This window comes from Longimicrobium sp. (genome assembly GCA_036387335.1).
Classification (GTDB): domain Bacteria; phylum Gemmatimonadota; class Gemmatimonadetes; order Longimicrobiales; family Longimicrobiaceae; genus Longimicrobium.
Genome location: DASVTZ010000143.1, coordinates 1 through 22324, shown reverse-complemented (window position 1 = coordinate 22324; position 22324 = coordinate 1). Strand labels below are relative to the sequence as shown.

Sequence of the window (22324 nt, the reverse complement as noted above, 5' to 3'; positions counted from 1 at the left end):
CCGGTGCAGCCGCTCCGTCCGTTGCAGCCGGAGGTATCGCTGGTGATGGGGGTGGACCCCGGCACCGCGGTCACCGGCTACGGCGTCGTCGCCCGCACGCGCGACGGCGCCTTGTCGCTGGTGGAGTGCGGCGTGATCCGCACCGCTCCCAAGGCCGCGCTCCCCGTGCGGCTCCGCGACATCTACGAAGGCCTTTCCGAGGTCATCGCCCGCCACTCGCCGGCCGTGCTGGCGGTGGAGGGCGTCTTCTATTCCAAGAACGTGCGCACCTCCGTCGTCCTGGGCCACGCGCGCGGGGCGGTGCTCCTCGCCGCGGCCCTGCGCGACATCCAGGTGGCCGAGTATCCGCCCGCCGAGGTCAAGAGCGCCGTCGCCGGAACGGGCACGGCCACCAAGGAGCAGGTGGGATACATGGTGCAGCGCCTCCTCCGCCTCACCGCCCCGCCCAGGCCGCACGATGCGTCGGACGGCGTGGCGGTCGCGCTCTGCCACTGCTTCCGCGGCTTCGGGCCCGGCGCCAAGACACCCATGAGCCTGAAGCTGCGCCTGTTCGACCAGGGGGCGAAGTGATCGCGCGGGTCCGCGGCGAGCTGGTGGTGCGCGAGCTGGAGCGGGTGGAGGTGTTCACCCCCGGCGGCGTCTGCTACGAGATCTTCATCCCCAACAGCGTCTTCGAGCGCCTCCCCAAGCTGGGCGAGCAGGTCACGCTCCGCACCTACCAGATCGTGCGCGAGGATGCGCTGATCCTGTACGGCTTCCTGGAAGACGTGGAGCGCGTCGTCTTCTCAAAGCTGCTCGGCGCCAACGGCGTGGGCCCGCGGCTGGCTCTCTCGCTCGTCGGTGCGCTCGGTGCGCAGAGCGTGGTGCGCGCCATCCGCGAGCGCAACTCCGCCGCCCTCGTCTCGGTCAGCGGGGTGGGGAAGAAGACGGCCGAGCGCATCGTCCTGGACCTCACCGGCAAGCTGGACGACGTCCTCCTCTCCCCCACGGGAGTCGGCGCCCGCGCTCCGGGCATGGAGGAGGCGATGCGTGCCCTCGGCGCCCTCGGCGTCCTCCAGGCCGATGCGGAGCGCGCCATCCGCTCCGTCGTCCAGGAGCACGGCAACCTCCCGGCCCCCGAGCTGATCCGCCAGGCCCTCACCCGCCTCAAGTAGCGCCCCAACCCTTTTGCCACTCCTTATCCTGTCATCCTGAGCGACGCGCGGCCCCGACCTCTTCCGTGCTCCGCCCTGTGGCGCGGAGCGAAGGATCTACTGCGCGTACAGAGGGGCTCGTCGTCGCAGCGCCGTCCTCCTGCCGCGCCGGCTAGATCCTTCGGTCGCCGCAACAGCAGGGCAGGGGACGGCGGACGTCTGGAGGGCGGCTTCCCTCAGGATGACAGATTGGGGACCGAAGTGCGCGAAACGGTGTACACGCACGAACCCACCGAAGATACCCCGTAGCACTCCCGCGAGGACGCGATGTCGAACGATCCGAATCTGCCGAAGCGACCGGAGATCACGACGCCGGAGCAGCTCTCCGAAGACGCGACGCAGGAGCTCAGCCTGCGGCCGCAGCGGCTCGCCGAGTTCATCGGGCAGCCCAAGGTCAAGGACTCGCTCCAGATCGCGATCGACGCCGCGCTCAACCGCCGCGAGCCGCTGGATCACGTGCTGCTGTATGGGCCGCCCGGGCTGGGGAAGACGACGCTGGGAATGCTGATCGCGCGGGAGATGGGGGTGAACATCAAGATCACCTCGGGCCCGGTGCTGGAGAAGCCGGCCGACCTGGTGAGCACCCTCACCAACCTGCGCGAGGGCGACGTCCTCTTCATCGACGAGATCCACCGCCTGCGCCCCATCATCGAGGAGTTCCTCTATCCCGCGATGGAGGACTTCCGCGTCGACATCCGCATCAGCGAGGGCCCGAACGCGCAGACGATCTCGATGGGGATCGAGCGCTTCACCCTGATCGGCGCCACCACGCGCTACGGCCTGCTGACCCCGCCGATGAGGGCGCGCTTCGGCATCGTGCAGCGGCTCAACTACTACCCGGTGGACCAGCTCACCTTCATCGTCGCTCGCACGGCGGAGATCTTTGGCGTCACCTGTGAGCCGGCGGGCGCGCTGGAGATCGCCCGGCGCTCGCGGGGGACGCCGCGCGTGGCCAACCGCCTGATCCGCCGCGTGCGCGACTACGCCCAGGTGCGCGCCGAGGGCGTCATCACCAAGGACGTCGCCGACGCCGCGCTGCACATGCTGGACGTGGACGAGTTCGGGCTGGACGAGATGGACACGCGCGTCCTGCGCTCGCTGATCGAGCAGTTCGGCGGCGGCCCGGTCGGCCTCGGCACGCTCGCCATCGCCATCGGCGAGGATGCGGGGACGCTGGAGGAGGTGTACGAGCCCTTCCTGATCCAGACCGGCTTCCTGATGCGCACCCCTCGCGGCCGCGTTGCCACCGCGCAGGCGTACCGCCGCTTCGGCTACGCCCCGCCGGTAGATCAGGCCAACGTGCAGGCCTTTCCGCCCGCTCCCCCGCCGCAGCAGAGCCTGTTCGACGCATGAAGGGGAGCCGGACCTCGGACTACGACTTCGACCTTCCCCCCGAGCTCGTCGCGCAGGCCCCGGCCGAGCGGCGCGACGCAAGCCGCCTCCTCGTGGTCGACCGGGCCACGGGGAGGCGCTCGCACAGGAGCTTCGCGGACCTGCTGGAGTACGTCCCCGCCGGCGACGCGCTGGTGCTCAACGAGACGCGCGTCTTCCCCGCGCGCCTGCTGGGGAAGCGCGCGAGCGGCGCCGAGGCCGAAGTCTTCCTCCTGCACCCCGAGGGCGGCGACGAGCGGACGTGGCGCGCGCTGGTGCGTCCCGGCGCCAAGCTGAAGCCCGGCCGCACGGTGGAGATCGCGGAAGGCTTCACCGTCCAGATCCTCGAAAGCACCCCCGCCGGCGAGCGCATCGTCCGCCTGGACACCGACCTCCCCGTGGACGACGCCCTGCAGCTCCACGGCGAGGTCCCGCTTCCGCCCTACGTGGAGCGTGCCGCCGGCCCCGAGGACCGCGAGCGCTACCAGACCGTCTTCGCCCGCGAGCGCGGCTCCGTCGCGGCCCCCACCGCCGGCCTGCACTTCACCCCCGAGCTGCTGGCCGCTCTGGAGGCCAAGGGCGTGCGCATCGTGCGCCTGGTCCTCCACGTCGGCGTCGGCACCTTTCGCCCCGTCGAGGCGGACGACCCCGCCGAGCACCGCATGCACTCCGAGTGGTACAGCGTGCCGGAGGAGTCCGCCGCCGTCCTCGCCGAGATCCGTGCGGCGGGCGGCTCCATCTGGGCCGTGGGCACCACCGTCGCGCGCACCCTGGAATCCGTCGCCACCGAGGACGGCGCCGTTCCCGCCGGCTCCGGCTGGACGGACATCTTCATCCGCCCCCCCTACCGCTTCCGCGCCGTCGACCACCTCATCACCAACTTCCACCTCCCCAAGAGCACCCTCCTCATGCTCGTCTCCGCCTTCTGCGGCTACGACCTGGCGATGGAGACGTATCGCGAGGCGGTGGCGGAGCGGTACCGCTTCTTCTCGTACGGCGACGCGATGCTGCTGGTGTAGAAAGAGGAAATCACAAACGAGAACGAAGAGGCACGGAGAATTTCTTCTCCGTGCCTCTTTGTGAGATCGTGGTACCGCGACGCCCGTTCAGCGTGTCCGCGCGCCGCTCGCTCGTCGAATCCGGACGGGCCCGGTCGCGGAAATGGTCACGCGCCCGCCGGCCGCGCCTGCTCTCGAGCGCCGCTCTCCGCCGGCAGGGGACGAGGTTTGGGCGAGGGTGAAATCGCTCTCGATCCTCCCGGCGGTGGACGTCGCGTCGATCGAGCCGGCGAACGCGGCCGGGAGCACGATGGTGACGCCTCCAGCCCGCGCCGTAAGGTTCGCGCCGCGTACCCCGGACATCTCCACGTGGATGTCGCCACGTCCGCTCTCGACCGCGGCCCACCCGGAGACTCCGCGCAGCTCCACGTTTCCAGCGGCCGTACGGGCCGCCGCGTGTCCCACCACGCGGCCGGCGACAATATCCCCCCGGCCGGTCTCCACGTCGAAGCCCTCGTCCGCTTCGTCGACGAAGACGGAGCCTTCGGCCAGGTGGAGCGCCGCACGGCCCACCCCCGTCAGCGCGCGGACACCCCGCCGGAACTCGCGCGCGGCGGAAGGCGCCCCCCGGGGTTCGACCCGGGTGCGGCCGCCGGCGCGGAGGTCCAGGTCCCCGACGTTCGACCGGATGTCCGCCGCGCCGCCCCCGGTGAGCAGGCGTCCGTCCACACGGGAGTCAGTCACGCTCGCGCCCGCGCCGCCCGTGGAGAGATCGACCCGCCCGCCGACCTGTGCCAGGCGCACTACGCCGCCCTCGGTGCTCCCGCTCAGCCGACCGCTCAAATCCGAGACCTCCAGGCTGCTGCCACTTCCGCGGATGTGGATGCCGTACCGCGTCGGCACCCGGATCTCCAGGGAGTGCGTGCCGGGCGCGCCTGCCCCCCGGCTCTCCCCGCGGGTCACCAGGCGGGCGCCGGTCGCCGACTGCTCCAGGCCGACCGCGACGAGAGCGCGGCTCCCCTCCTGGCTCCAGCCCCGCACCTGCACCGCGCCCCGGTCCCATCCCCGGATCCGCACCCGCGAGGCCGCGCCCAGGTCAAGCTCGAGCGTCTTTCCGGAAGCGGTCGGCACGATCCGCTCGAACTCACCAGTGAGGTCCGTGGTGAGGGCACTCTGTTCCGCCACCGCCACACCCGATGCCGGCGGGGACGGGACGAGGGCCGCCAGCGGGAGCACCAGGGCGCCCGTGACGGCGCAGGCGCCGAGCACCAACGAGATGGGAAGCGTGCGGCGGATACGGACCTCGTCCAGCACCGCCAGCAGACGCCCTTCGAGCTGGGACGGGCGCGCCATGCTGACCGTGGCGGGGCCCACCAGCCTCGGCGAACGCAGCGAACGCGCGATCTCGAGAAGGTGTTCGGCGTAGTCCCGCGGCCTTGCGCCAGCCGCGATCACCCGATCGTCGCAGGCGAGCTCGCGTTCGCCGCGAAGCTGGCGCGCGGCGTACCAGACGGCGGGGTGGAACCAGTAGGTGGCGCACGCGAGGGCGGCGAACATCTGCGTCAGGCAGTCCCGCCGGGCGATGTGGGCGGCCTCGTGGAGCAGGACCACGCGGCGGCGATCTTCCGCCCAGCCGTCCGCGCCGACGGGAAGGATCACCGCCGGACGCAGGATCCCGGTGGCCATCGGCATGGATGCCTCCCGGCTGCGCAGCAGGCGCACCGGCCGCGGGATCTCCAGGATCCACTCGACTTCGCGCATCAGCTCCAGCCACTCCGGATCGGTGACGACCTCCGCCTGCCCCGCCATCCGCCGGAGATGAGCGGAGCCGGTCATCATCCATCCGAGCACAAGCGCGAGGCCGATCCCGTACCCGGCCGCCAGGTATCCGCCAGCAGCGAGTGGACGCTCGGCCGCGCGCACCTCCGGAAGCGCCCCGTCGACCGCCGGCGCCGGTGTCGCGCCGGTCAGGGGCTCCGAGGGCGGCGTTTGCGGCAGCGGGCCGTCCGGAATCCAGGGAGCGGAGGCGAGCGCGCTGGGAGCGAGGCCGCGCAGCCAGCGCACGTCCCAGCGCGGCATACCGGCCGAAAGGAGCGGAAGGAGCAGGAGCGCGCACACGGCGAGCGTCCAAACCAGGTGTCGCGCGGCGGAGGATGCTCGCCTGAGCCGCAGGCCGGCCACCACCACCCAGGCGGCGATCAGAACGAGGGAAGACTTGAGGAGGAGGAAGGCAGCGGCTTCGGACATGGCGGGGGGGGTGCTGTGGGGGCGGGTGCGTGCTAGCCGCGGCCCGGCTTGCGTGCCTGGTCGAGTAGCCGGGAGAGGCGCTGGTGCTCCTCGTCGGAGATCTCCGATTCGCCCATTCCGAGCAGCGCGGCCATGGCGTTCTCGCGCGAGTCGCCAAAGAACGTCTTGAGCACGTGCGCGAGCGCCGATCGGCTCTCCCCGTCGCGCTCCACCGCTGGAAAGAACACGTACCGCGGTCCGTCCTGCTCGTGCCGCACGTATCCCTTGTCCTCCAGGTGGCGGAGCATCCCGCGGACCGCGGCATTGCTCGGCGCGTCGGGCAGATCGGCGAGCACCTCCGCCGCCGTCGCCTGACCCCGCCGGAACAGCGCATCCATGATCTGCCGCTCGCGGCGGCCAAGCTCTGAAACAGGGGGGGGCATCGAGGGGAGTGGATGGTGTTGATGGATTGACATCCTGTCAACAGGATAACACCTGCCCCCACCCCCGTCCAGAGTGACGGACATGTTGGAGTAGGGGCCGGGTGAGGCGGCGCGGGGGCGGTTAGCCCCTGTACATGTCACTCTGGAGTGAAAATGCATTGACATAGTGTCAATGCATTTTCATATTGGGGGAAGTCGCGCCGGCGGAGGCTGGCAGGCAAATGGAGAATCCCCGCCGGATGCTCGTGTCCACGGCGCCGTACGACGCCATCGGGGCCGGGCTCGCGTGGCTCCGGCCGGGCGTTCTCGCCAGGGCGGATGAACAACGGTTCGGCCCTTCACCCCTCGCTGGAGATGATGATGAGGCTAGTGATCACACGGCTGCTCGGCGTCGCCGGGCTGCTGTCCGTGGCACCGCTGGGCGCGCAGGCGCGAGCCGTGGAGTACGAGCTCCGCTTCCCCCGGGCGGAGCACCATGAGGTGAGCGTCACGGCGACGTTCCGCGGCTTGGCGGCATCCGAGCCGCTCCAGGCGAGGATGAGCCGCTCCTCGCCGGGCCGGTACGCCCTTCACGAGTTCGCGAAAAGCGTGTTCGACGTCAGCGCGGCCGACGGACGCGGGCGGCCGCTTGCCGTTCAGCGGACCGCCACCAATGGTTGGGTGGTGGCGGGGCACGATGGCACCGTTCGTCTGACCTACGCGCTCTGGGGCGACCGTGTCGACGGCACGTATGCCGCCATCGACCGCTCGCATGCGCACCTGAACCCCCCCTCGGTCTTCATCTGGGCGCGCGGGATGGAAGCGGCACCGATCCGGCTCACCGTGCATCCCCGCCCAGGATGGCGAATCACGACGCAGCTGTTCCCCACCGCGAATCCGGCCGTGTTCACGGCGCCCAACCTGGCGTGGTTCATGGACTCCCCGCTGGAGGCCGGCCCGACCTCGCTGCGGAGCTGGCGGACCGGCCGCGGAGCGGACACGGTGACCTGGCGGCTCGCCGTCCACCACACGGCGGGCGAGGCCGAGGTCGACAGCTTCGCCGCGATGGCCCAAAAGGTGGTCGGCGAGGAGCTGGCCATCTGGGGCGCCCCGCCCGCGTACGAAGGGGGAACGTATACCCTGCTGGCCGACTATCTCCCCTGGGCGTCGGGCGACGCGATGGAGCACCGGAACTCCACCGTGCTGACGTCGCGCAAGTCGCTGGTGAGCCGCGCGGACCGGGTGTCCAACCTCGCCCCCCTGGCGCACGAGCTCTTCCACTCCTGGAACGGGGAGCGGCTGCGCCCGCGCTCGCTGGAGCCGTTCAACTTCGAAGCGCAGAACCAGTCCCCGGAACTCTGGTTCGTGGAGGGCTTTACCCGGTACTACGGCTACCTGGTGGTGCGGCGTGCCGGGTACTACTCGGACGCCGAGTACACCGAATTGATCAGCGCGGACATCGAGGCCGTGACGAACGCGCCGGGACGCGCGCACCATAGCGCGGCGGAGGCGGGGCTGGACGCGCCGCTGACCGACGGCGCCTTGTCGCTGGACCAGACGAACCGCCAGAACCAGTCCGTCTCGTATTACCTGTGGGGACACACCCTGGCCGTCGCGCTCGACCTCAACCTGCGCTCCCGCTACCGGCTCACGCTGGACGACTACATGCGCGCGATGTGGCGCGAATACGGCCGCTTCCAGACTCCGGAGCTCTCACCCGAGCGGCCGTACACGAACGCGGAGCTGCGCCGCGTCCTGGGCGAGGTCACCCGTGACCCGCGCTTCGCCAACGAGTTCTTTGCGCGGTACGTGGAGGGCCGGGAGGTGCCCGACTTCGCCGCCCTCCTGGAGCCGGCGGGCCTGGTGCTGCGCCGCAAAGCCGCCGACAAGGTTTACCTGGGCGCCGTGGTGGAAGACGATCCGGGGGCGGTGTACGTCAACGGTCCCAAGGAGAACGGGTCGCTCTTTCAGGCCGGGATCACGGGGGGCGACCTGATCCACAGCGTGGATGGCGAGCCGACCGCGACCGCCGCGGCGCTCCATGCGATCCTCGCCCGGCGCCGCCCGGGAGAGGTGGTCCGGATGGAGGTGTCCGGCCGGGGGATGCGCTTCACGGTACCCGTCACCCTGGTCGCGAACCCATCCGTCGAGGTGGTCACGCGCGAGAGCGCCGGGCTTCCGGTCACCCCGGCGATGCGCGCACTTCGGGAAAGCTGGCTCGGGTCGCGCGCCGCGTCCCGCTGAGCACCGCTCCTGCGTTCCACGTTCGGCATCCTCGGCCCGCCATCGCGCGGGGCGGGGATGTGACGTTTCGGAGCCCGCCGGGGGCTCTCACGCCGTTCCGAACCTGAATCCCGTACCACTACTTCTAGTCCGGCGACGCGATGCTGCTGTATGGCAAGGGCGATCTCACGCAGAGCCACAGATAGAACAGCAGAGGATTTTCTCTGCCAGCGCGGTCCCCCGCGTCCGTATCTATCCCGGTTTGATGCTTTTTATCCACTTCGCGCCACAACGAAACGGGGGCGGTGCATCCAAACTCCGGTGCACCACCCCCGCCCTGTCCGTGAAAACCTTCGTCAGTCGCAGCGGATTGCGTAAAGCTTTCGCTCACCGGCGAAGAAGGCGCGGTTGCCGGATACCGCGATTCCGGAACTCACGAAGTCGTCGGGCGCAAGACCGATTTTCCGGCCCGACCTCTTACCCGTTGCGGCGTCGAACAACTCCACCGCGGTATTCTCCACGACCAATTTGTCCCCGCAGACCGCCTGATAGGTGGAGCCACCCTCCAGCGCCCTTTCCCAGACGCTCTGGCCCGTCGACGAATCCAAAGCGTAGAGGCGGGCCGCTTGCGTGCCCAGGAAGATACGGCCGCCCTGCACCGCGGGTGTTTCCCACACGAAGCCGTACAGGTCACGCCGCCACACCTCGCGTCGTGTAAACCGGTCGACCGCGACGGAATGCCCATCGCGGGCGCCGCCCGCCACCAGCATCGAACCAGCGAGTGCGGGCGCCGCGTCCGTGCCGGTCTCCTTCCCTCCGTCTGGTACCGCCAGAGCTCGCGGCCGGTGGAGCGGTCGAACGCAATCAATACAACCGCCGACTCGAAAGCTCCCACAGTCAGGTCACGGTTCACTGCGGCATACACAGTGTCGCCCGAGGTAACGATCCCCGCCACGCTCTGGCGGCTGGACGCATGCCAGTCAGCGCGCGGGACGCGGACGTCCCACAGCGGCTGGCCCGACTCGCGGTCAAGGGCGAGCACCCGGAGATCGCGTGTGCCTATGTAGAGCGCCTTCTCGTCGGCGGCGGCATCCGTGGCATCCAGCGCGGCGTCCTGCGGCATCAGGCGCTCCCAGAGCAGGGCGCCGGTCGCCATGTCGTACGCCCGCGCACCACCCACCGCGGCCGAGAAGAGGCGGGCTCCGTGTAGAACCAGCCCGCGGTTTGCCCCCGCGACCCGTACCGGCGTGCGCCAGAGCAGAGTGCCGCCCCGCGCGTCGTACGCCGCGAGCCCGGAGTCGCCCGCGATCACGACGCGGTCGTCCGTCGCGATCGGGGTGCCGTTCCCCGGCGCGGGAATCGCGACGGACCACACCACGCGCGGATCGGTTTCCGGCATCGTGGCTCCGTCCTCAGCCGGCCCGCATGCGCCTAGAGCGACCATGAGCGCCGCACCCAAGCGCCGTGCAGAGCCCACACGCTGTTCGCAGAGCACCGAAGCGGAAATCGTCGCCTTCATCAGCGGCCAGGTACCAGGAAGGGGAATCTCGCCAGCGTGCCGGTTAGTGCTCGTACCGCTGGGGGACTGTACGATGACGCGTTGTGCGAATCAGCCTTGTCCTCGGGACGCACGATCACGGGGTCGCCGCTCTGGACGGGGTGCGTTGCCATTCCGCGGAGTGCATGAACGGTAAACAGGCGTGTACTGCTCGTCAACAACCTAAAAAGGCACTTAGTAATCGAAAAGGTGGGCGCGCCCCGCGGGGGATCCCGCCGACGGCGAGAACCTTGGTGGCTCGGCAGGCCGCGCACGCTCCAACGGCAGCGTCAAATAAAGACGCACTGGCTACAAACAGCCCTACGGAAAGAGGGTTACCGCGGCTTTCCGTTTCCCTCAGTGGCCTCTGTGTGATTGTTCCATCCGTTCCATCTCCTCCGCGCCTTGCTTTCTCCCCCAACTTCCGGCAAACTACCGGCTTGGATCGGGTCCGGGGTGGGCCGGGCGCGCGGCACACGTGCAGGAGGCGGGAGCGCTGTTCGAGTTCGAGATCGAAGCCAGGGAGGGCGCCGCCCGCGCGGGCACCCTGCGCCTGCCGCACGGCGAGGTGCGCACCCCCGTGTTCATGCCGGTGGGCACGCAGGCCACGGTGAAGACGCTGACCCCCGAGGAGACCTCCGCGCTCGGCGCGCAGATCATCCTGGGGAACACGTACCACCTGTACCTGCGCCCCGGCCACGACACCGTGCGCGAGCTGGGCGGCCTGCACCGCTTCCAGGGGTGGGACAAGCCGATCCTCACCGACTCGGGCGGCTTCCAGGTGTTCTCCCTCTCCGACATCAGCACGATCGAGGAGGAGGGGGTCACCTTCCAGAGCCACATCGACGGCTCGCGCCACCTCTTCACCCCGGAGCGGGTGATGGAGATCGAGCGGGCGCTGGGGGCCGACATCATCATGGCCTTCGACCAGTGCCCGCCGGGGCAGAGCAGCCGCGAGCTGGCCACGGTGGCGTACGAGCGCACGCTGCGCTGGCTGGAGCGCTGCCGCACCCGCTTCGCGCAGCTCCCGGACGAGGACCCCGAGGGGCCGGTGCAGACGCTCTTCCCCATCGTGCAGGGCGGCGTCCACCCGGACCTGCGCGTGGCCAGCGCGCGCGGCACGCTGGCGGCGGGCGACTGGGACGGCATCGCCATCGGCGGGCTGTCGGTGGGGGAGCCGAAGCCGGCGATGCACGCCATGCTGGAGGCGCTCTACCCCGAGCTTCCCGAGCGGCTCCCGCGCTACCTGATGGGCGTCGGCTATCCGGACGACTTGCTGGAGGCGATCGCGCGGGGCGTGGACATGTTCGATTGCGTGGCGCCCACGCGGAACGGGCGCAACGGGGCCGTCTGGATCGCGGCGGAGGGGCAGGTGAACATCAAGGGGCAGCGCTTCCGCCTGGACGCGGGGCCGCTCGACCCCGAATGCGACTGCTACACCTGCCGCACCTACACGCGCGCCTACCTGCGCCACCTCTTCGTGGCCGGCGAGGCGCTGAGCATGCGGCTCCTCTCGATCCACAACCTGCGCTTCCTGGTGCGCCTGGCGGAGCAGTCGCGGGATGCGATCGCGGCGGGCACGTTCGCGGGGTGGAGCAGAGGGTGGCTGGAGAGGTTTCACGAGGGGAAAAAGAAGTCCTAAGTGCCAAGTCCTAAGTGCTAAGTAAAAGCGCACTAACGCACTCACGCACTGCTGTTCAGCACTTAGCACTTAGCACTTAGCACTTTCGCCCAACACCGAACTGAACCCATATGCCTTCCCTCATCCTGGCCCAGGCCGCGACATCCCAGAGCCCGTTCGTGAGCTTCCTGCCCATCGTGGCGATGCTCGCGATCTTTTACTTCATCCTCTTCGTCCCGCAGAAGCGGCAGATGAAGCAGCACCAGGAGCTGATCTCGTCGCTCCAGAAGGGCGACCAGGTGGTGACCGCGGGGGGGCTGATCGGCGACGTGGTGGCGATCAAGGGCGACCAGGTGACGCTGCGAACCGGTACCTCGACGGTGGTGGTGGAAAAGGCGCGCATCCAGCGCAAGGCCACCGCCCCGGCCGACGCCAAGTAGACGAGCGATGGCGATTCTGAAGATCGAGACGCTCGGCGCCGAGGTCCTGCGCCGCCGCGCCGACGAGATCGAGTTCAGCGGCGACGACCCCGAGCTGGACCGCCTCATCGAAGACATGTTCGAGACGATGTACGACGCGCACGGCATCGGCCTCGCCGCGCCGCAGGTGGGGATCTCCCGCCGGCTCATCGTCGTGCACGTCAACGAGGAGGGGGAGGAGCCGTTCGCCCTCCTCAACCCGCGCGTCGTGGAGTCCGGGAAGGCACGGGAGAAGGGGGAGGAGGGGTGCCTCAGCATCCCCAACATCTCCGCCGCGGTGGAGCGGCCGGCGACCGTGGTGGTGGAAGGCGTCGATCCCAAGGGGAACGCGGTGCGCATCGAGGCGGACGGGATGCTCGCGCGCTGCCTCCAGCACGAGATCGACCACCTGGACGGCATCCTCTTCCTGGACCGCCTGTCGCCGCTGAAGCGCAACATGCTCGTCAAGAAGTACCGCAAGCAGGAATCGTGAGGATCCTCTTCTGGGGAACGCCCGAGTTCGCCGTGACCCCGCTGCGCGCCATCGCGGACGAGGGGCACGACGTGGTGGGCGTCGTCACCCAGCCGGACCGGCCGGCGGGGCGGGGAAGGGGGATCGCCATGAGCGCCGTCAAGCGCGAGGCGATGGAGATGGGCGTCCCCGTCCTGCAGCCGGAGCGCGCCCGCGGCGACGAGTTCATGGCGCAGGCCAGGGCGCTGGAGCCCGAGCTCTCCGTGGTCGTGGCGTACGGGCAGATCTTGAAGCCGGAGGTGCTGGAGCTGCCGCCGATGGGCTCCATCAACATCCACGCGTCGCTCCTCCCCGAGCTGCGCGGCGCGGCGCCCATCCAGTGGGCGGTGGCGCGCGGTTACCAGACGACGGGCGTCACCATCATGCGCATGGAGGCGGGACTCGATTCCGGTCCCATGATCCTCCGCGTTGAGGAGCCGATCCTGGCCGACGACTCCGCGAGCGAGCTGGCGGAGCGGCTGTCGGCGGTCGGGGCCGAGGCGGTGGTGGAGGCGCTGGCGCTGATGGAGAGCGGCCAGGCCGTCGAGGAGGTGCAGGATCACTCGCGCGCCACCTTTGCCCCCAAGATCGACCGCGTGACGGCGCGCATCGACTGGACGCTCTCCGCCGAGCGCGTGTCGCTGCACGTCCGCGCGATGGACGAGGTGCCGGGCGCGTGGACCCCGCACGGCGCGCGCGGTGCGGTGAAGCTCTTTCGCCCGCGCGCCAGCGGCGGCACGGGAGAGCCGGGGCGGGTGATGGCGGTGGGCGAAGACGGCGTGCTCGTCGCCTGCGGGGAGGGCGCCGTCCTCGTGCGCGAGGTGCAGCCGCCGGGGAAGCGGCGCATGGCCGCCGGCGAGTGGGTGCGCGGGCGCGGCGTGTCGGTGGATGACCGCTTCGGCGCCGAGGGCTGAGCTTCCGCCCCTCCACGTCGTCACCGACGACGCCACGGCCGCGCGTCCGGACTTCCTCCGCGCCGCCGCTGAAGTGGTGGCCGAAGGCGGCCCGTCGATCGTGCTCCACCTGCGCGCGCCGTCCGCGAACGGGCTTGCGGTGTACAGGTGGGCGGAGGCGCTCCGCACGCTGACCCGCGACGCCGGCGCCCTGCTCCTAGTGAACGATCGCGTGGACGTGGCGCTCGCGGTGGACGCGGACGGCGTGCAGCTCGGACAGCGCGGCCTCCCCGCGGCGGATGCGCGGAGGCTGGCAGGTGCGGAGCGGATGGTTGGCGTCTCCGTGCACACATCGCCCGAAGTGGACGAGGCGCGGGAGGGCGGCGCGGACTTCGTACTGGTGGGCAACGTCTACGCGACCGCGTCGCATCCGGGGCGCGCGGGGATCGGGGTAGGGGCGCTCGCGGGGTTCAAGGGGCTCCCGCTCGTCGCCATCGGCGGGGTGACGCCGGAGCGGGTGGCGGAGCTCAGGGAGGCGGGGGTGCGGGGCGTCGCGGCCATCCGCGGCGTGTGGGACGCGCCGAGCCCGGCACGGGCGGTGCGCAGCTATCTGAAGGAGTGGATGGGATGACGACGATGACGGCGGTTTCGATCCAGGTGAACGGCGACGAGCGCGAGGTCCCCGCGGGGCTCCACGTCGCCGCGCTGCTGGAGCACCTCGATCTCCACCCGCGCATGGTGGTGGTGGAGCGCAACGGCGACATCCTGCGCCGCGAAGCGCTGGACGCGACGCCGGTGGAGCCCGGCGACCGCTTCGAGCTGGTACACTTCGTCGGCGGGGGCTGACGACCAATCGCATTTCAGGCGGGAAGGAAGGGATACATGGCGACCGCAATGCTGGACGTGCAGACGATGGACGAGCCGCTCGTGATCGCGGGCCGCCCGCTCCGCTCCCGCCTCCTGGTGGGAACGGGGAAGTACCGCAACAACGACGAGATGGTGCAGGCGATCGAGGCATCCGGCGCCGAGGTGGTGACCGTCGCCGTGCGCCGCGTGGACCTGGACCGCACGAAAGAAGAAGGCGTCCTCTTCCATCTGGACCCGGAGCGCTTCCTCCTCCTTCCCAACACCGCCGGCTGCTACACGGCGGAGGACGCGGTGCGCTACGCCCGCCTGGCGCGCGCCGCCGGCTTCACCGACTGGGTGAAGCTGGAGGTGATCGGCGACCAGGAGACGCTCCTGCCCGACGCGGACGCGACCATCCGGGCCGCGCGTGAGCTGGTCGCGGACGGCTTCAAGGTCCTGGCGTACACCAACGACGACCTGATCACCGCCCTTCGTCTCGAAGACGCAGGCTGCGCGGCGGTGATGCCGCTGGCGTCACCCATCGGCAGCGGGCTGGGGCTGGTGAATCCGTACAACATCCGCACCATCAAGGCGCGCCTGCAGGTGCCGGTGATCGTGGACGCGGGCGTCGGCACGGCGTCCGACGCGGCGGTGACGATGGAGCAGGGCGTCGACGGCATCCTGATGAACACCGCCCTCGCCGAGGCGCAGGAGCCGGTGCGCATGGCGCGCGCGATGGCGCTGGCCACCGAGGCGGGGCGCCTGGCGTTCCTGGCCGGCCGCATGCCGCGCCGCGAGCGCGCGGTGCCGTCGTCGCCGCGCAAGGGGATGCTCGACTGAGCATGAAGGGGCGGGCGACCCCCACCCGGCACGCGGCGCTCGAGACGCTGCGCCGCGTGCGCACCGGCGACCTGGCGGACCGCGCGCTGGAGCATGCCACGCGCGGGCTGGAGCCGCGCGACCGCGCCTGGACGCAGGAGCTGGTGTACGGCACCTTTCGGCTGCGCGGACGGCTGGACCACGTGCTCGACGCGCTGGTGCGCGACGGGGTGGCGAAGCTGGAGGAGGAGGTGCTGGACGTGCTGCGCCTGGGCGCGTACCAGCTCCTGGAGATGGGGAGCGTCCCCCCGTACGCCGCCGTCAGCGAGTCGGTGGAGCTGGCGCGCGACGCGGGCGCATCGCGTGCGGCGGGGCTGGTGAACGGCGTTCTCCAGAACCTGCACCGCCGGCGCGACCAGCTCCGCTTCCCGAGCTTCGAGCTCGATCCCGCGGCGCACCTGGCCACGGCGGGCTCGCACCCGCGCTGGCTGCTCGACCGATGGATCGCGCGCTGGGGCGCCGAAGACGTCCGGGCTCTCGTCGAGGCGAACAACGCCCGTCCCGAGCTCTATCTGCGCCCGCTGGGCATGGCGCGCGAGGAGGCGGCGGAGCGACTCGCGGCCGCCGGGATCGCGGCGGAGCTGGTGAGCTTCGCGCCCGACTCGCTGCGCATTCCGCCCCCCGGCACCGCGGCCGACGCGCTGGCCGTCGTCCCCGCGGTGGTGCAGGACCCCGCGGCCGCGCTGGTGGTGCGCTACGCCGCCGCTCCGGAGGGCGCCACGGTGCTGGACCTGTGCGCGGCTCCGGGCGGCAAGGCGCTGGGGCTGGCGGAGCCGGGCACCCGCGTGGCCGCCGCCGACCTGTCGCGCCGCCGCATGCGGCGCGTGGTGGAGAACGCGGAGCGCATCGGGTGGCGGGACCGGGTGGCCGCGGTGGTGGCGGACGCGCGCATGCCTCCCTTCCGCCCGGCGGACGTCGTGCTGCTGGACGCGCCCTGCACCGGTACCGGCACCTTTCGCCGCCACCCGGATGGGCGCTGGCGCATCGCCCCGCACGACCTGCAGGCACTCACCGAGCTGCAGGACCAGCTCCTGCGCGCGGCGGCGGAAGTCGTCCGCCCCGGCGGGGTGCTGGTGTACTCCACCTGTTCGCTCGAGCGCGAGGAGAACGAAGACCGGATGGAGCGTTTTCTGGCCGAGCACCCGGATTGGTCGATGAGCCCCGCCCCCGGCGCGGTGGACGGCGCGTTGCTGGACGAGCGCGGGCGCCTCTGCGTCCTGCCGCAGCGGCAGGGGGTGGACGGCGCCTTCGCCGCGCGCATGCGGAGGAACGCGTGAGCGCGCCCGTGAAGCCGCCGCGCGCGCCGCGCCGCTGGGTGCCCGCCATCCCCGAGCGCGTGGTGGGGCCCTTCACCGAGGGGAACCTGCTGCGCTGGGTGATCGGCACGGGGCTGGGCGCCTTCGCGCTCGGCTACCTGGTCATCACGCTCCTCTTCTTCCCCGGCTTCGGCCGCTCCGCCATCGTCACCGTCCCCGACCTGCGCGGGCAGCCGCTGCGCGAGGCGGAGCGGACGCTGGACCGCCTGGGGCTGGAGCTGGGCCGCGGCGGCAGCCTCGCCAACCCGCGCATCCGCGCCGGTGCAGTGCTGGTGCAGAGCCCGCTCCCCGGCCAGGAGGTCACCCGCGGCGCCGAGATCCGCGTGGTGCTGAGCGCCGGCCCGGAGCGGCACCCCGTGCCCCCCATCGCCGGCCTCACCCTGCGCGAGGCGCGCACGCTGCTGGAGCGCTTCGGCTTCTCGGTCAAGGTGCAGCGCATGGTGGCCGACCAGGAAGAGGGGACCTTTGTGGGGATGCGGCCGCGCGCGGGCACTCTGGCCGTGGTGCCCAGCGTCGTGACCATCACCCTGAGCGCCGGCCCGCCGAAGTTCCCCGTCCCCGAGGTCGTCGCGCTGCCCCTCGCCGAGGCGGAGGAGCGGCTGCGCGCGGCCGGCTTCCGCCTGGGGAACGTGTCGTACGATCCGGAGTCGACGGAGGCGCTCGGCGGGGTCGCGTCGCAACGCCCTGCCGCGGGCGACTCCCTGCGGCGCGGCGGCGCGGTGAACGTGACGGTCTCCGGCACCGATCCCAACCCGCCGCCGCCCGTGACGGAGGAGCCCGCCGTGCCCGATTCGGCGGAGGCTCCCAAGCCCGAGGAGCCGCAGGCCCCGCCGCCGCAGGAGTTCCCTCCGGCGCCGCCGCCGGCTGAGCGGTGAGCGCGGCCATGTCCGAATCGCGGAGGCAGTGGATCGTCGTGGGCGCGGTGATCGCCCTGCTCGCGGCACTGGTGGGGGTGGGCTGGGCCAACCGCGGCTCCTTCCTCCCGCTGGACGTGGGGAGCGAAGCGCCGGCCTTCCGCGCCACAGACCTGCAGGGGCGCCCGGTCGCGCTCGCCGATCTGCGCGGCCAGGTGGTGCTCCTCAACATCTGGGCGACGTGGTGCGGCCCCTGCCGCGACGAGATGCCCTCGATCCAGCGCCTTCACCAGCAGCTCGGGCGGGAGGGGCTCAAGGTGGTCGCCGTGAGCGTGGACGCCGCGCCCGGGAAGCGCGATGCGGGCGGCAACCCCGGTGGCGACGTGGCGGCGTTCGGAAAGGAGTACGGGCTCACCTTCCCCCTGTGGCGCGAGCCCACCGGCGCGATCCAGCGCGCCTACCGCACCACCGGCATCCCCGAATCGTTCGTGATCGGCCGCGACGGCAGCATCCGCAAAAAGGTCATCGGCGCCACCGAATGGGACGATCAGGCGAACGTGGATCTGATCCGCCGGCTCCTGAAGCAGTGATGCGGCGCTCTTCGCGAACGGTCCACCCCTTTTGTCATCCTGAGGGAGCCGCCTCACTGATCTCGGTCGGGCCCTGGACTTCTGCGGCGACCGAAGGATCTAGCCGGCGTGGCAGGAGCACGGCGCTGCACTCCGGGCCCCTCGTCACGCGCAGTAGATCCTTCGCTCCGCGCCAGTGGGTGGAGACGGGGCGAGGTCGGTGTGGCGCGTCGCTCAGGATGACAGAAAGGGGGGATGCGCCGGCCCCCTTTTCTGTCATCCTGAGGGAGCCGCCCAACGGATGCCTGCCGTGCGCCGTACTCCGGCGGCGACCGAAGGATCTAGCCGGTGAGGCAGGAGGTCCGGCCACGCGCAGTAGATCCTTCGCTCCGCGCCAAAGGGTGGAGACGGGGCGAGGCTGGTGTGGGGCGTCGCTCAGGATGACAGAGGGGGGGGTGCGCGGATGAAGCCCTTCTCCGTGCGGCGGGTGACGCGCAACTGGAAGCTGAAGCTGGCGGCGCTCGTGCTGGCGGTGCTGCTGTGGGTGCTGGTGCGCGCGGAGCAGCCGACCGAGCAGTGGATCGGGGTAAAGGTCGAGCCGCATCTGCTCGATCCGGCGTTCACGCTGAGTGCGCCGCCGACTCCGCGCATGGTGCAGGTGCGCTTCGCGGGGAAGTGGCGCGAGATGGGCGAGCTGGCGCTGGAGAAGCCGGTGCTCGTGCTGCACGTGCGCAACGTGGGCCGGCAGCGGACCTTTGTGTTGGAGCCAGGCATGGTGCGCTTCCCCGACGGCACGCGCGGCAACGTCCGCGCGCTCGACGTGCGGCCGGGGCTGGTGAAGCTGGCGCTGCAGCCGGTTCCCGATACGCCGTCCGTACGATGACGCGTCCGACGCTGGTGCTCGGCATCGAGACCTCGTGCGACGAGACATCCGCCGCCGTGCTGCGCGGTGAGAGCGAGCTGCTGGGGCACGTCATCTTCACGCAGGACGTGCATCGCCTGTACGGCGGCGTCGTGCCGGAGATCGCGTCGCGCGCCCACCTGCGCACGCTGGACGACGTGGTGGACGGCGCCCTGCGCGAGGCCGGCGTGCGGCTCGAGGACGTGGACGTCGTCGGGGTGACGGCGGGGCCGGGGCTGATCGGGGCGCTGCTGGTGGGCGTCTCGTGGGGCAAGGCCGCCGCGTGGGCAGCGGGGAAGCCGGTGGTGGGCGTGCATCACATGGAGGCGCACCTCTTCGCCACGCAGCTCGAGCACCCGGACGCCACGCCGCCGTTCGTCGCGCTCCTCGTCTCCGGCGGCCACACGCTCCTCCTCTGGGTGCCGGCGTGGGGCGAGTACGTGCAGCTCGGCGCCACCCGCGACGACGCGGCGGGCGAGGCGTTCGACAAGGCGGCCAAGATCCTGGGCCTTCCGTACCCGGGCGGCCCCTCCATCCAGCGCGTCGCCGAGGGCGGCGACTCGTCGCGCCACCGCTTCACGCGCCCGTTGCTGAACCGCGGCCAGCGCCCGGAAGACGGCGAGTACTACGATTTCTCCTTCAGCGGCCTCAAGACGGCGCTCCGCAACCGCGTGCGCGAGGTTGAGCGTGAGGGCACTCTGGACGCCGAAGTCCCGCACCTGGCCGCCGCCTTCCAGGACGCCGCCGTCGACGTCCTCGCTACCAAGACGATGCGCGCGGTTCGCGAGATGAACTGCCCGCGCGTTGTCCTGGGCGGCGGCGTCGCCAACAGCCGCGCGCTGCGTGCGGAGCTGACGAGGCGGCTGGGCGGGCGCGGCGCCGTCTTCGCCCCCTCGCCGCGCCTGGCCACCGACAACGCGGCGATGATCGCGCGAGCCGCGCAGTTCCGCTTCGCCCGCGGCGAGGTCTCCGGCCTGGACCTCAACGCCCGCGCCGATCTCCCGTTCCCCGGGTTGCGCAAGCGCTGAAAAACTGCTGCCTCACGCGGAGACGCGGAGACGCGGAGGAACCGCAACTGCATGGCTCACACAGAGACACAGAGCCACAGAGAGAACAAACAAGAGGCTTTTCTCTGTGGCTTTCAGTTCCTTCTGTGTTCTCTGTGTGAGGCTTTTCGCTGTTCTTCACCGCGTCTCCGCGTCTCCGCGTGAGACAATGGTACGCGAGTCGCATCGCGAACGAATGACCGTGGGCCACACGACCCGAACCAGACCGGCGCCGGCTTGATAACGCTCCTCCACATCTCCGACCTGCACTTCGGCCCGCCGTTCCAGGAGCGCGTGGGCGAGTCGCTGCAGCGCTTCGCGCACCAGCTGGAGCCCGACGCCATCGTGGCCTCCGGCGACTTCACGCAGCGCGCCCTACCGGAGCAGTTCGCGGCGGCGCGCGCGTACCTGGACCGGCTCCCGTCCGTGCCGACCGTGGTGACGCCGGGGAACCACGACATCGCGCTCTACCGCTTCGCCGAGCGCGTCTTCCACCCGTACGACCTGTACAAGGCGCACATCCTGCCCGAGCTGGACACGGTCACGAAGCTCCCCGGCGCCACCATCGTCGCGCTCAACTCGACGGCGCCGCTGCGGGCCACGGTCAACGGCCGCATCCACCGCTGGCAGATCGACTTCGCGCGCGAGGCGTTCGAGGGCGTGCCCGAGGAGGACGCGCGCATCCTGGTGTCGCATCACCACTTCGCGCCCCCGCCGGACTGGGACCGCGTGGCCGTGATGCCGCAGGCCAAGCGCGCGCTGGACGCCTTTACGCACTTCAAGGTGGACATGATCATGGGCGGCCACCTGCACCGCGCGTACATAGGCAACTCGCTGGACGTGTACTCCGGGGCGGACCGCGAGCACGGCATCATCATCGTGCAGAGCGGCACCTCCACGTCGCGCAGGGGTAGGGCGAGGGAGCGCGAAAAGAACTCGCTCAACGTGGTGCGGGTGGACGCGCGGCACATCCGGGTGACGCACTACATGTACTTCGACGACGTGCAGGACTTCGTGCCCACCAGCCGGCACCAGTTCTTCCGCCGCGGCCGCCCCGCCCTGGACCGCGAGGGGCAGGCCGAGGCCGAGGCCATCTTCCGCGAGGACCACCGCTGATGGCGAGCCCCCGGCGCAGCCGCGCCCTCCGGCACACGGCGTGGGGTGTGGGCGGCCTCCTGCTGGGCGTCGCGCTGGCCTTCCTTGTCCTCAACCTGGTCGCGCGCACGCGGGCGGGGCACGCGCGCATCCTGGAGTACACGCTCAACGCCCTCGCGCGCAACGTGCAGGGCTCGCTGGACGTGCAGCGCATCAGCGGCAACCTCTTCGAAGGCGCGCGCCTCTACGGGGTTTCGCTCACCGAAAAGGATGGCACGCCGTTCGTGCTGGCCGACAGTGCGGACGTGACGTACGACGTGCGCACGCTGCTCTCGCCGCGCATCCGCATCAACCGGCTGGTGCTGTACAAGCCCAACATCTACGTGCGCCGCTCGCCGGGCGACTCGCTCTGGAACTACCAGTCCATCTTCCGGGACACCGTGGTGCGCGATCCCAACCTGCCCCGCGTGCAGCGCGTGACGTTCGTGGATACGCTGCGCGTGGTGAACGGCTTCACGCGCGTGGAGATCCCCTGGGCGCCGGACTCCACCACCTCCGCCCGCGCCCAGCGCGAGGAGGTGCGGCTGGCGTTGCGCGACACGTCGCCGATCCTCGTGCGGCGGGTGAAGGGCGGATACCTGCGCACCATCAACATGACGGGGGTTGGGGGAAGGTTGCGCCAGATCCGCTTCTCCCCGGGCGCGGAGTCGGGGTCGCGCATCACCATCGACTCGCTGCGTGGCAAGGTGCAGTTCTTCCGCCGCCCCGCGGACGTGCGTCACGTGCAGGGGAACATCGCCATCCTCCCCGACCGCGTTGAGTTCGATGCGCCGGTGCTGCGCCTCCCCGGCTCGCGCCTCGCGACATCGGGGGTGATCTGCACGAGGAACGACACCCAGACCTGCGGCCGTCAGGTCCCGATCCCCTACTACGACGTCGCGTTCCGCAGCGACTCGATGGCGTTCCGCGACCTGCAGTGGATGTATCCGCGCTTCCCCCGCGACGCGCACGGCAAGATGTCGATGTTCCTGGAGACGCGCCCGGAGGGCACCCTCTTCGACCTCCGCGACGTGCGGTTCGACGCTCCGGGCACGCGCATCGACGGCAGCTTCGGCATCACCGTGGGCGACACGATCGTCTTCAGCAACGTGGACGTGCAGGCGCGGCCGGTCCGTGTGTCGACCATCGAGCGCATGCTGCCGGAGGGGCTCCCGGTTCGCGGGCTGGTGCTGGGGTCGGCGACGATCAAGGGAGCGCGCTGAGGGGGCCCTCACCCCCCGGCCCCCTCTCCCGATAACAGGAGAGGGCTGCGCCCTCCTGTCATCGAGAGAGGGGGCGGAAATCGGATGGGCCCCCCCCCCCCGG

Annotated in this window: 22 protein-coding genes; 19 read left to right on the top strand and 3 right to left on the bottom strand. The window is 71.0% G+C overall.

The annotated features are described in order from the left end of the window. Window positions 1-3: 3 nt before the first annotated feature. From ruvC to queA, 4 genes are all read left to right on the top strand, one after another. The gene (gene ruvC, locus VF647_13395) at window positions 4-570 is read left to right on the top strand and encodes a crossover junction endodeoxyribonuclease RuvC (protein HEX8453091.1); all 567 of its coding nucleotides are present in this window, start codon (window positions 4-6) and stop codon (window positions 568-570) included. Then, window positions 567-1154: a Holliday junction branch migration protein RuvA gene (gene ruvA, locus VF647_13390; GenBank protein ID HEX8453090.1), complete on the top strand. Its 588-nt coding sequence runs from the start codon at window positions 567-569 to the stop codon at window positions 1152-1154. Before ruvC ends, ruvA begins: the two co-directional genes overlap by 4 nt. Before the next feature lie 306 nt (window positions 1155-1460). Next, entirely contained in the window at window positions 1461-2546 is a 1086-nt protein-coding gene (ruvB, locus tag VF647_13385; protein ID HEX8453089.1) for a Holliday junction branch migration DNA helicase RuvB, read from the top strand. Further along, entirely contained in the window at window positions 2543-3583 is a 1041-nt protein-coding gene (gene queA, locus VF647_13380) for a tRNA preQ1(34) S-adenosylmethionine ribosyltransferase-isomerase QueA (GenBank protein ID HEX8453088.1), read from the top strand. The genes ruvB and queA overlap by 4 nt, the downstream gene beginning before the upstream one ends. Window positions 3584-3670: 87 nt before the next feature. Here queA and VF647_13375 read toward each other — a convergent pair whose 3' ends face one another. Both VF647_13375 and VF647_13370 read right to left on the bottom strand, forming a co-directional pair. Further along, on the bottom strand, window positions 3671-5809 hold the full coding sequence (locus VF647_13375; protein ID HEX8453087.1) for a M56 family metallopeptidase: 2139 nt from the start codon (window positions 5807-5809) through the stop codon (window positions 3671-3673). A 32-nt stretch (window positions 5810-5841) separates the two neighbouring features. After that, the gene (locus tag VF647_13370; protein HEX8453086.1) at window positions 5842-6231 is read right to left on the bottom strand and encodes a BlaI/MecI/CopY family transcriptional regulator; all 390 of its coding nucleotides are present in this window, start codon (window positions 6229-6231) and stop codon (window positions 5842-5844) included. 360 nt (window positions 6232-6591) lie between these two features. Here VF647_13370 and VF647_13365 point away from each other — a divergent pair, with 360 nt between their 5' ends. Further along, on the top strand, window positions 6592-8454 hold the full coding sequence (locus VF647_13365; GenBank protein ID HEX8453085.1) for a PDZ domain-containing protein: 1863 nt from the start codon (window positions 6592-6594) through the stop codon (window positions 8452-8454). A 335-nt stretch (window positions 8455-8789) separates the two neighbouring features. Here the strand turns inward: VF647_13365 and VF647_13360 are convergent, their stop codons facing one another. Continuing rightward, window positions 8790-9266 carry a PQQ-binding-like beta-propeller repeat protein gene (locus tag VF647_13360; GenBank protein HEX8453084.1) on the bottom strand — a complete coding sequence of 159 codons (477 nt, stop codon included), beginning with the start codon at window positions 9264-9266 and terminating at the stop codon, window positions 8790-8792. A 1182-nt stretch (window positions 9267-10448) separates the two neighbouring features. Between VF647_13360 and tgt the strand changes: the two genes are divergently transcribed. From tgt to VF647_13290, 14 genes are all read left to right on the top strand, one after another. Beyond that, window positions 10449-11612 carry a tRNA guanosine(34) transglycosylase Tgt gene (tgt, locus tag VF647_13355; protein HEX8453083.1) on the top strand — a complete coding sequence of 388 codons (1164 nt, stop codon included), beginning with the start codon at window positions 10449-10451 and terminating at the stop codon, window positions 11610-11612. 110 nt (window positions 11613-11722) lie between these two features. Then, complete coding sequence (gene yajC / locus VF647_13350; protein ID HEX8453082.1) at window positions 11723-12031, top strand: preprotein translocase subunit YajC; 309 nt, start codon at window positions 11723-11725, stop codon at window positions 12029-12031. A 7-nt stretch (window positions 12032-12038) separates the two neighbouring features. After that, window positions 12039-12542 (top strand): peptide deformylase, encoded by a 504-nt coding sequence (gene def / locus VF647_13345; protein ID HEX8453081.1) that lies wholly within the window; start codon window positions 12039-12041, stop codon window positions 12540-12542. Next, entirely contained in the window at window positions 12539-13474 is a 936-nt protein-coding gene (fmt, locus tag VF647_13340; protein HEX8453080.1) for a methionyl-tRNA formyltransferase, read from the top strand. Before def ends, fmt begins: the two co-directional genes overlap by 4 nt. After that, a complete protein-coding gene (locus VF647_13335; GenBank protein HEX8453079.1) occupies window positions 13449-14084 on the top strand; it encodes a thiamine phosphate synthase in 636 nt (211 codons plus the stop codon). The genes fmt and VF647_13335 overlap by 26 nt, the downstream gene beginning before the upstream one ends. Beyond that, window positions 14081-14299 (top strand): sulfur carrier protein ThiS, encoded by a 219-nt coding sequence (gene thiS, locus VF647_13330; protein ID HEX8453078.1) that lies wholly within the window; start codon window positions 14081-14083, stop codon window positions 14297-14299. Before VF647_13335 ends, thiS begins: the two co-directional genes overlap by 4 nt. Before the next feature lie 36 nt (window positions 14300-14335). Beyond that, entirely contained in the window at window positions 14336-15139 is an 804-nt protein-coding gene (locus VF647_13325; protein ID HEX8453077.1) for a thiazole synthase, read from the top strand. Window positions 15140-15141: 2 nt separating this feature from the next. After that, window positions 15142-16455, top strand: coding sequence for a 16S rRNA (cytosine(967)-C(5))-methyltransferase RsmB (rsmB, locus tag VF647_13320; protein ID HEX8453076.1), 1314 nt, complete (start codon window positions 15142-15144; stop codon window positions 16453-16455). Further along, window positions 16452-17369 carry a PASTA domain-containing protein gene (locus VF647_13315; GenBank protein ID HEX8453075.1) on the top strand — a complete coding sequence of 306 codons (918 nt, stop codon included), beginning with the start codon at window positions 16452-16454 and terminating at the stop codon, window positions 17367-17369. The genes rsmB and VF647_13315 overlap by 4 nt, the downstream gene beginning before the upstream one ends. Window positions 17370-17377: 8 nt before the next feature. Beyond that, window positions 17378-17938 carry a TlpA disulfide reductase family protein gene (locus tag VF647_13310; protein ID HEX8453074.1) on the top strand — a complete coding sequence of 187 codons (561 nt, stop codon included), beginning with the start codon at window positions 17378-17380 and terminating at the stop codon, window positions 17936-17938. A 442-nt stretch (window positions 17939-18380) separates the two neighbouring features. Then, window positions 18381-18800, top strand: coding sequence for a hypothetical protein (locus tag VF647_13305; protein HEX8453073.1), 420 nt, complete (start codon window positions 18381-18383; stop codon window positions 18798-18800). Next, window positions 18797-19846 (top strand): tRNA (adenosine(37)-N6)-threonylcarbamoyltransferase complex transferase subunit TsaD, encoded by a 1050-nt coding sequence (tsaD, locus tag VF647_13300; protein ID HEX8453072.1) that lies wholly within the window; start codon window positions 18797-18799, stop codon window positions 19844-19846. The genes VF647_13305 and tsaD overlap by 4 nt, the downstream gene beginning before the upstream one ends. 255 nt (window positions 19847-20101) lie before the next feature. Next, complete coding sequence (locus tag VF647_13295) at window positions 20102-20980, top strand: metallophosphoesterase family protein (protein ID HEX8453071.1); 879 nt, start codon at window positions 20102-20104, stop codon at window positions 20978-20980. Further along, a complete protein-coding gene (locus VF647_13290; protein ID HEX8453070.1) occupies window positions 20980-22221 on the top strand; it encodes a hypothetical protein in 1242 nt (413 codons plus the stop codon). The genes VF647_13295 and VF647_13290 overlap by 1 nt, the downstream gene beginning before the upstream one ends. The last annotated feature ends 103 nt before the right edge of the window (window positions 22222-22324 follow it).

Coding starts and splice junctions, on each gene's coding strand:
- VF647_13365 (HEX8453085.1), top strand. CDS start 6,592: ATGAGGCTAGTGATCACACGGCTGCTCGGCGTCGCCGGGCTGCTGTCC.
- queA (HEX8453088.1), top strand. CDS start 2,543: ATGAAGGGGAGCCGGACCTCGGACTACGACTTCGACCTTCCCCCCGAG.
- yajC (HEX8453082.1), top strand. CDS start 11,723: ATGCCTTCCCTCATCCTGGCCCAGGCCGCGACATCCCAGAGCCCGTTC.
- thiS (HEX8453078.1), top strand. CDS start 14,081: ATGACGACGATGACGGCGGTTTCGATCCAGGTGAACGGCGACGAGCGC.
- VF647_13305 (HEX8453073.1), top strand. CDS start 18,381: ATGAAGCCCTTCTCCGTGCGGCGGGTGACGCGCAACTGGAAGCTGAAG.
- VF647_13370 (HEX8453086.1), bottom strand. CDS start 6,231: ATGCCCCCCCCTGTTTCAGAGCTTGGCCGCCGCGAGCGGCAGATCATG.
- rsmB (HEX8453076.1), top strand. CDS start 15,142: ATGAAGGGGCGGGCGACCCCCACCCGGCACGCGGCGCTCGAGACGCTG.
- VF647_13335 (HEX8453079.1), top strand. CDS start 13,449: ATGACCGCTTCGGCGCCGAGGGCTGAGCTTCCGCCCCTCCACGTCGTC.
- VF647_13325 (HEX8453077.1), top strand. CDS start 14,336: ATGGCGACCGCAATGCTGGACGTGCAGACGATGGACGAGCCGCTCGTG.
- ruvB (HEX8453089.1), top strand. CDS start 1,461: ATGTCGAACGATCCGAATCTGCCGAAGCGACCGGAGATCACGACGCCG.
- VF647_13310 (HEX8453074.1), top strand. CDS start 17,378: ATGTCCGAATCGCGGAGGCAGTGGATCGTCGTGGGCGCGGTGATCGCC.
- VF647_13290 (HEX8453070.1), top strand. CDS start 20,980: ATGGCGAGCCCCCGGCGCAGCCGCGCCCTCCGGCACACGGCGTGGGGT.
- def (HEX8453081.1), top strand. CDS start 12,039: ATGGCGATTCTGAAGATCGAGACGCTCGGCGCCGAGGTCCTGCGCCGC.
- tsaD (HEX8453072.1), top strand. CDS start 18,797: ATGACGCGTCCGACGCTGGTGCTCGGCATCGAGACCTCGTGCGACGAG.
- VF647_13375 (HEX8453087.1), bottom strand. CDS start 5,809: ATGTCCGAAGCCGCTGCCTTCCTCCTCCTCAAGTCTTCCCTCGTTCTG.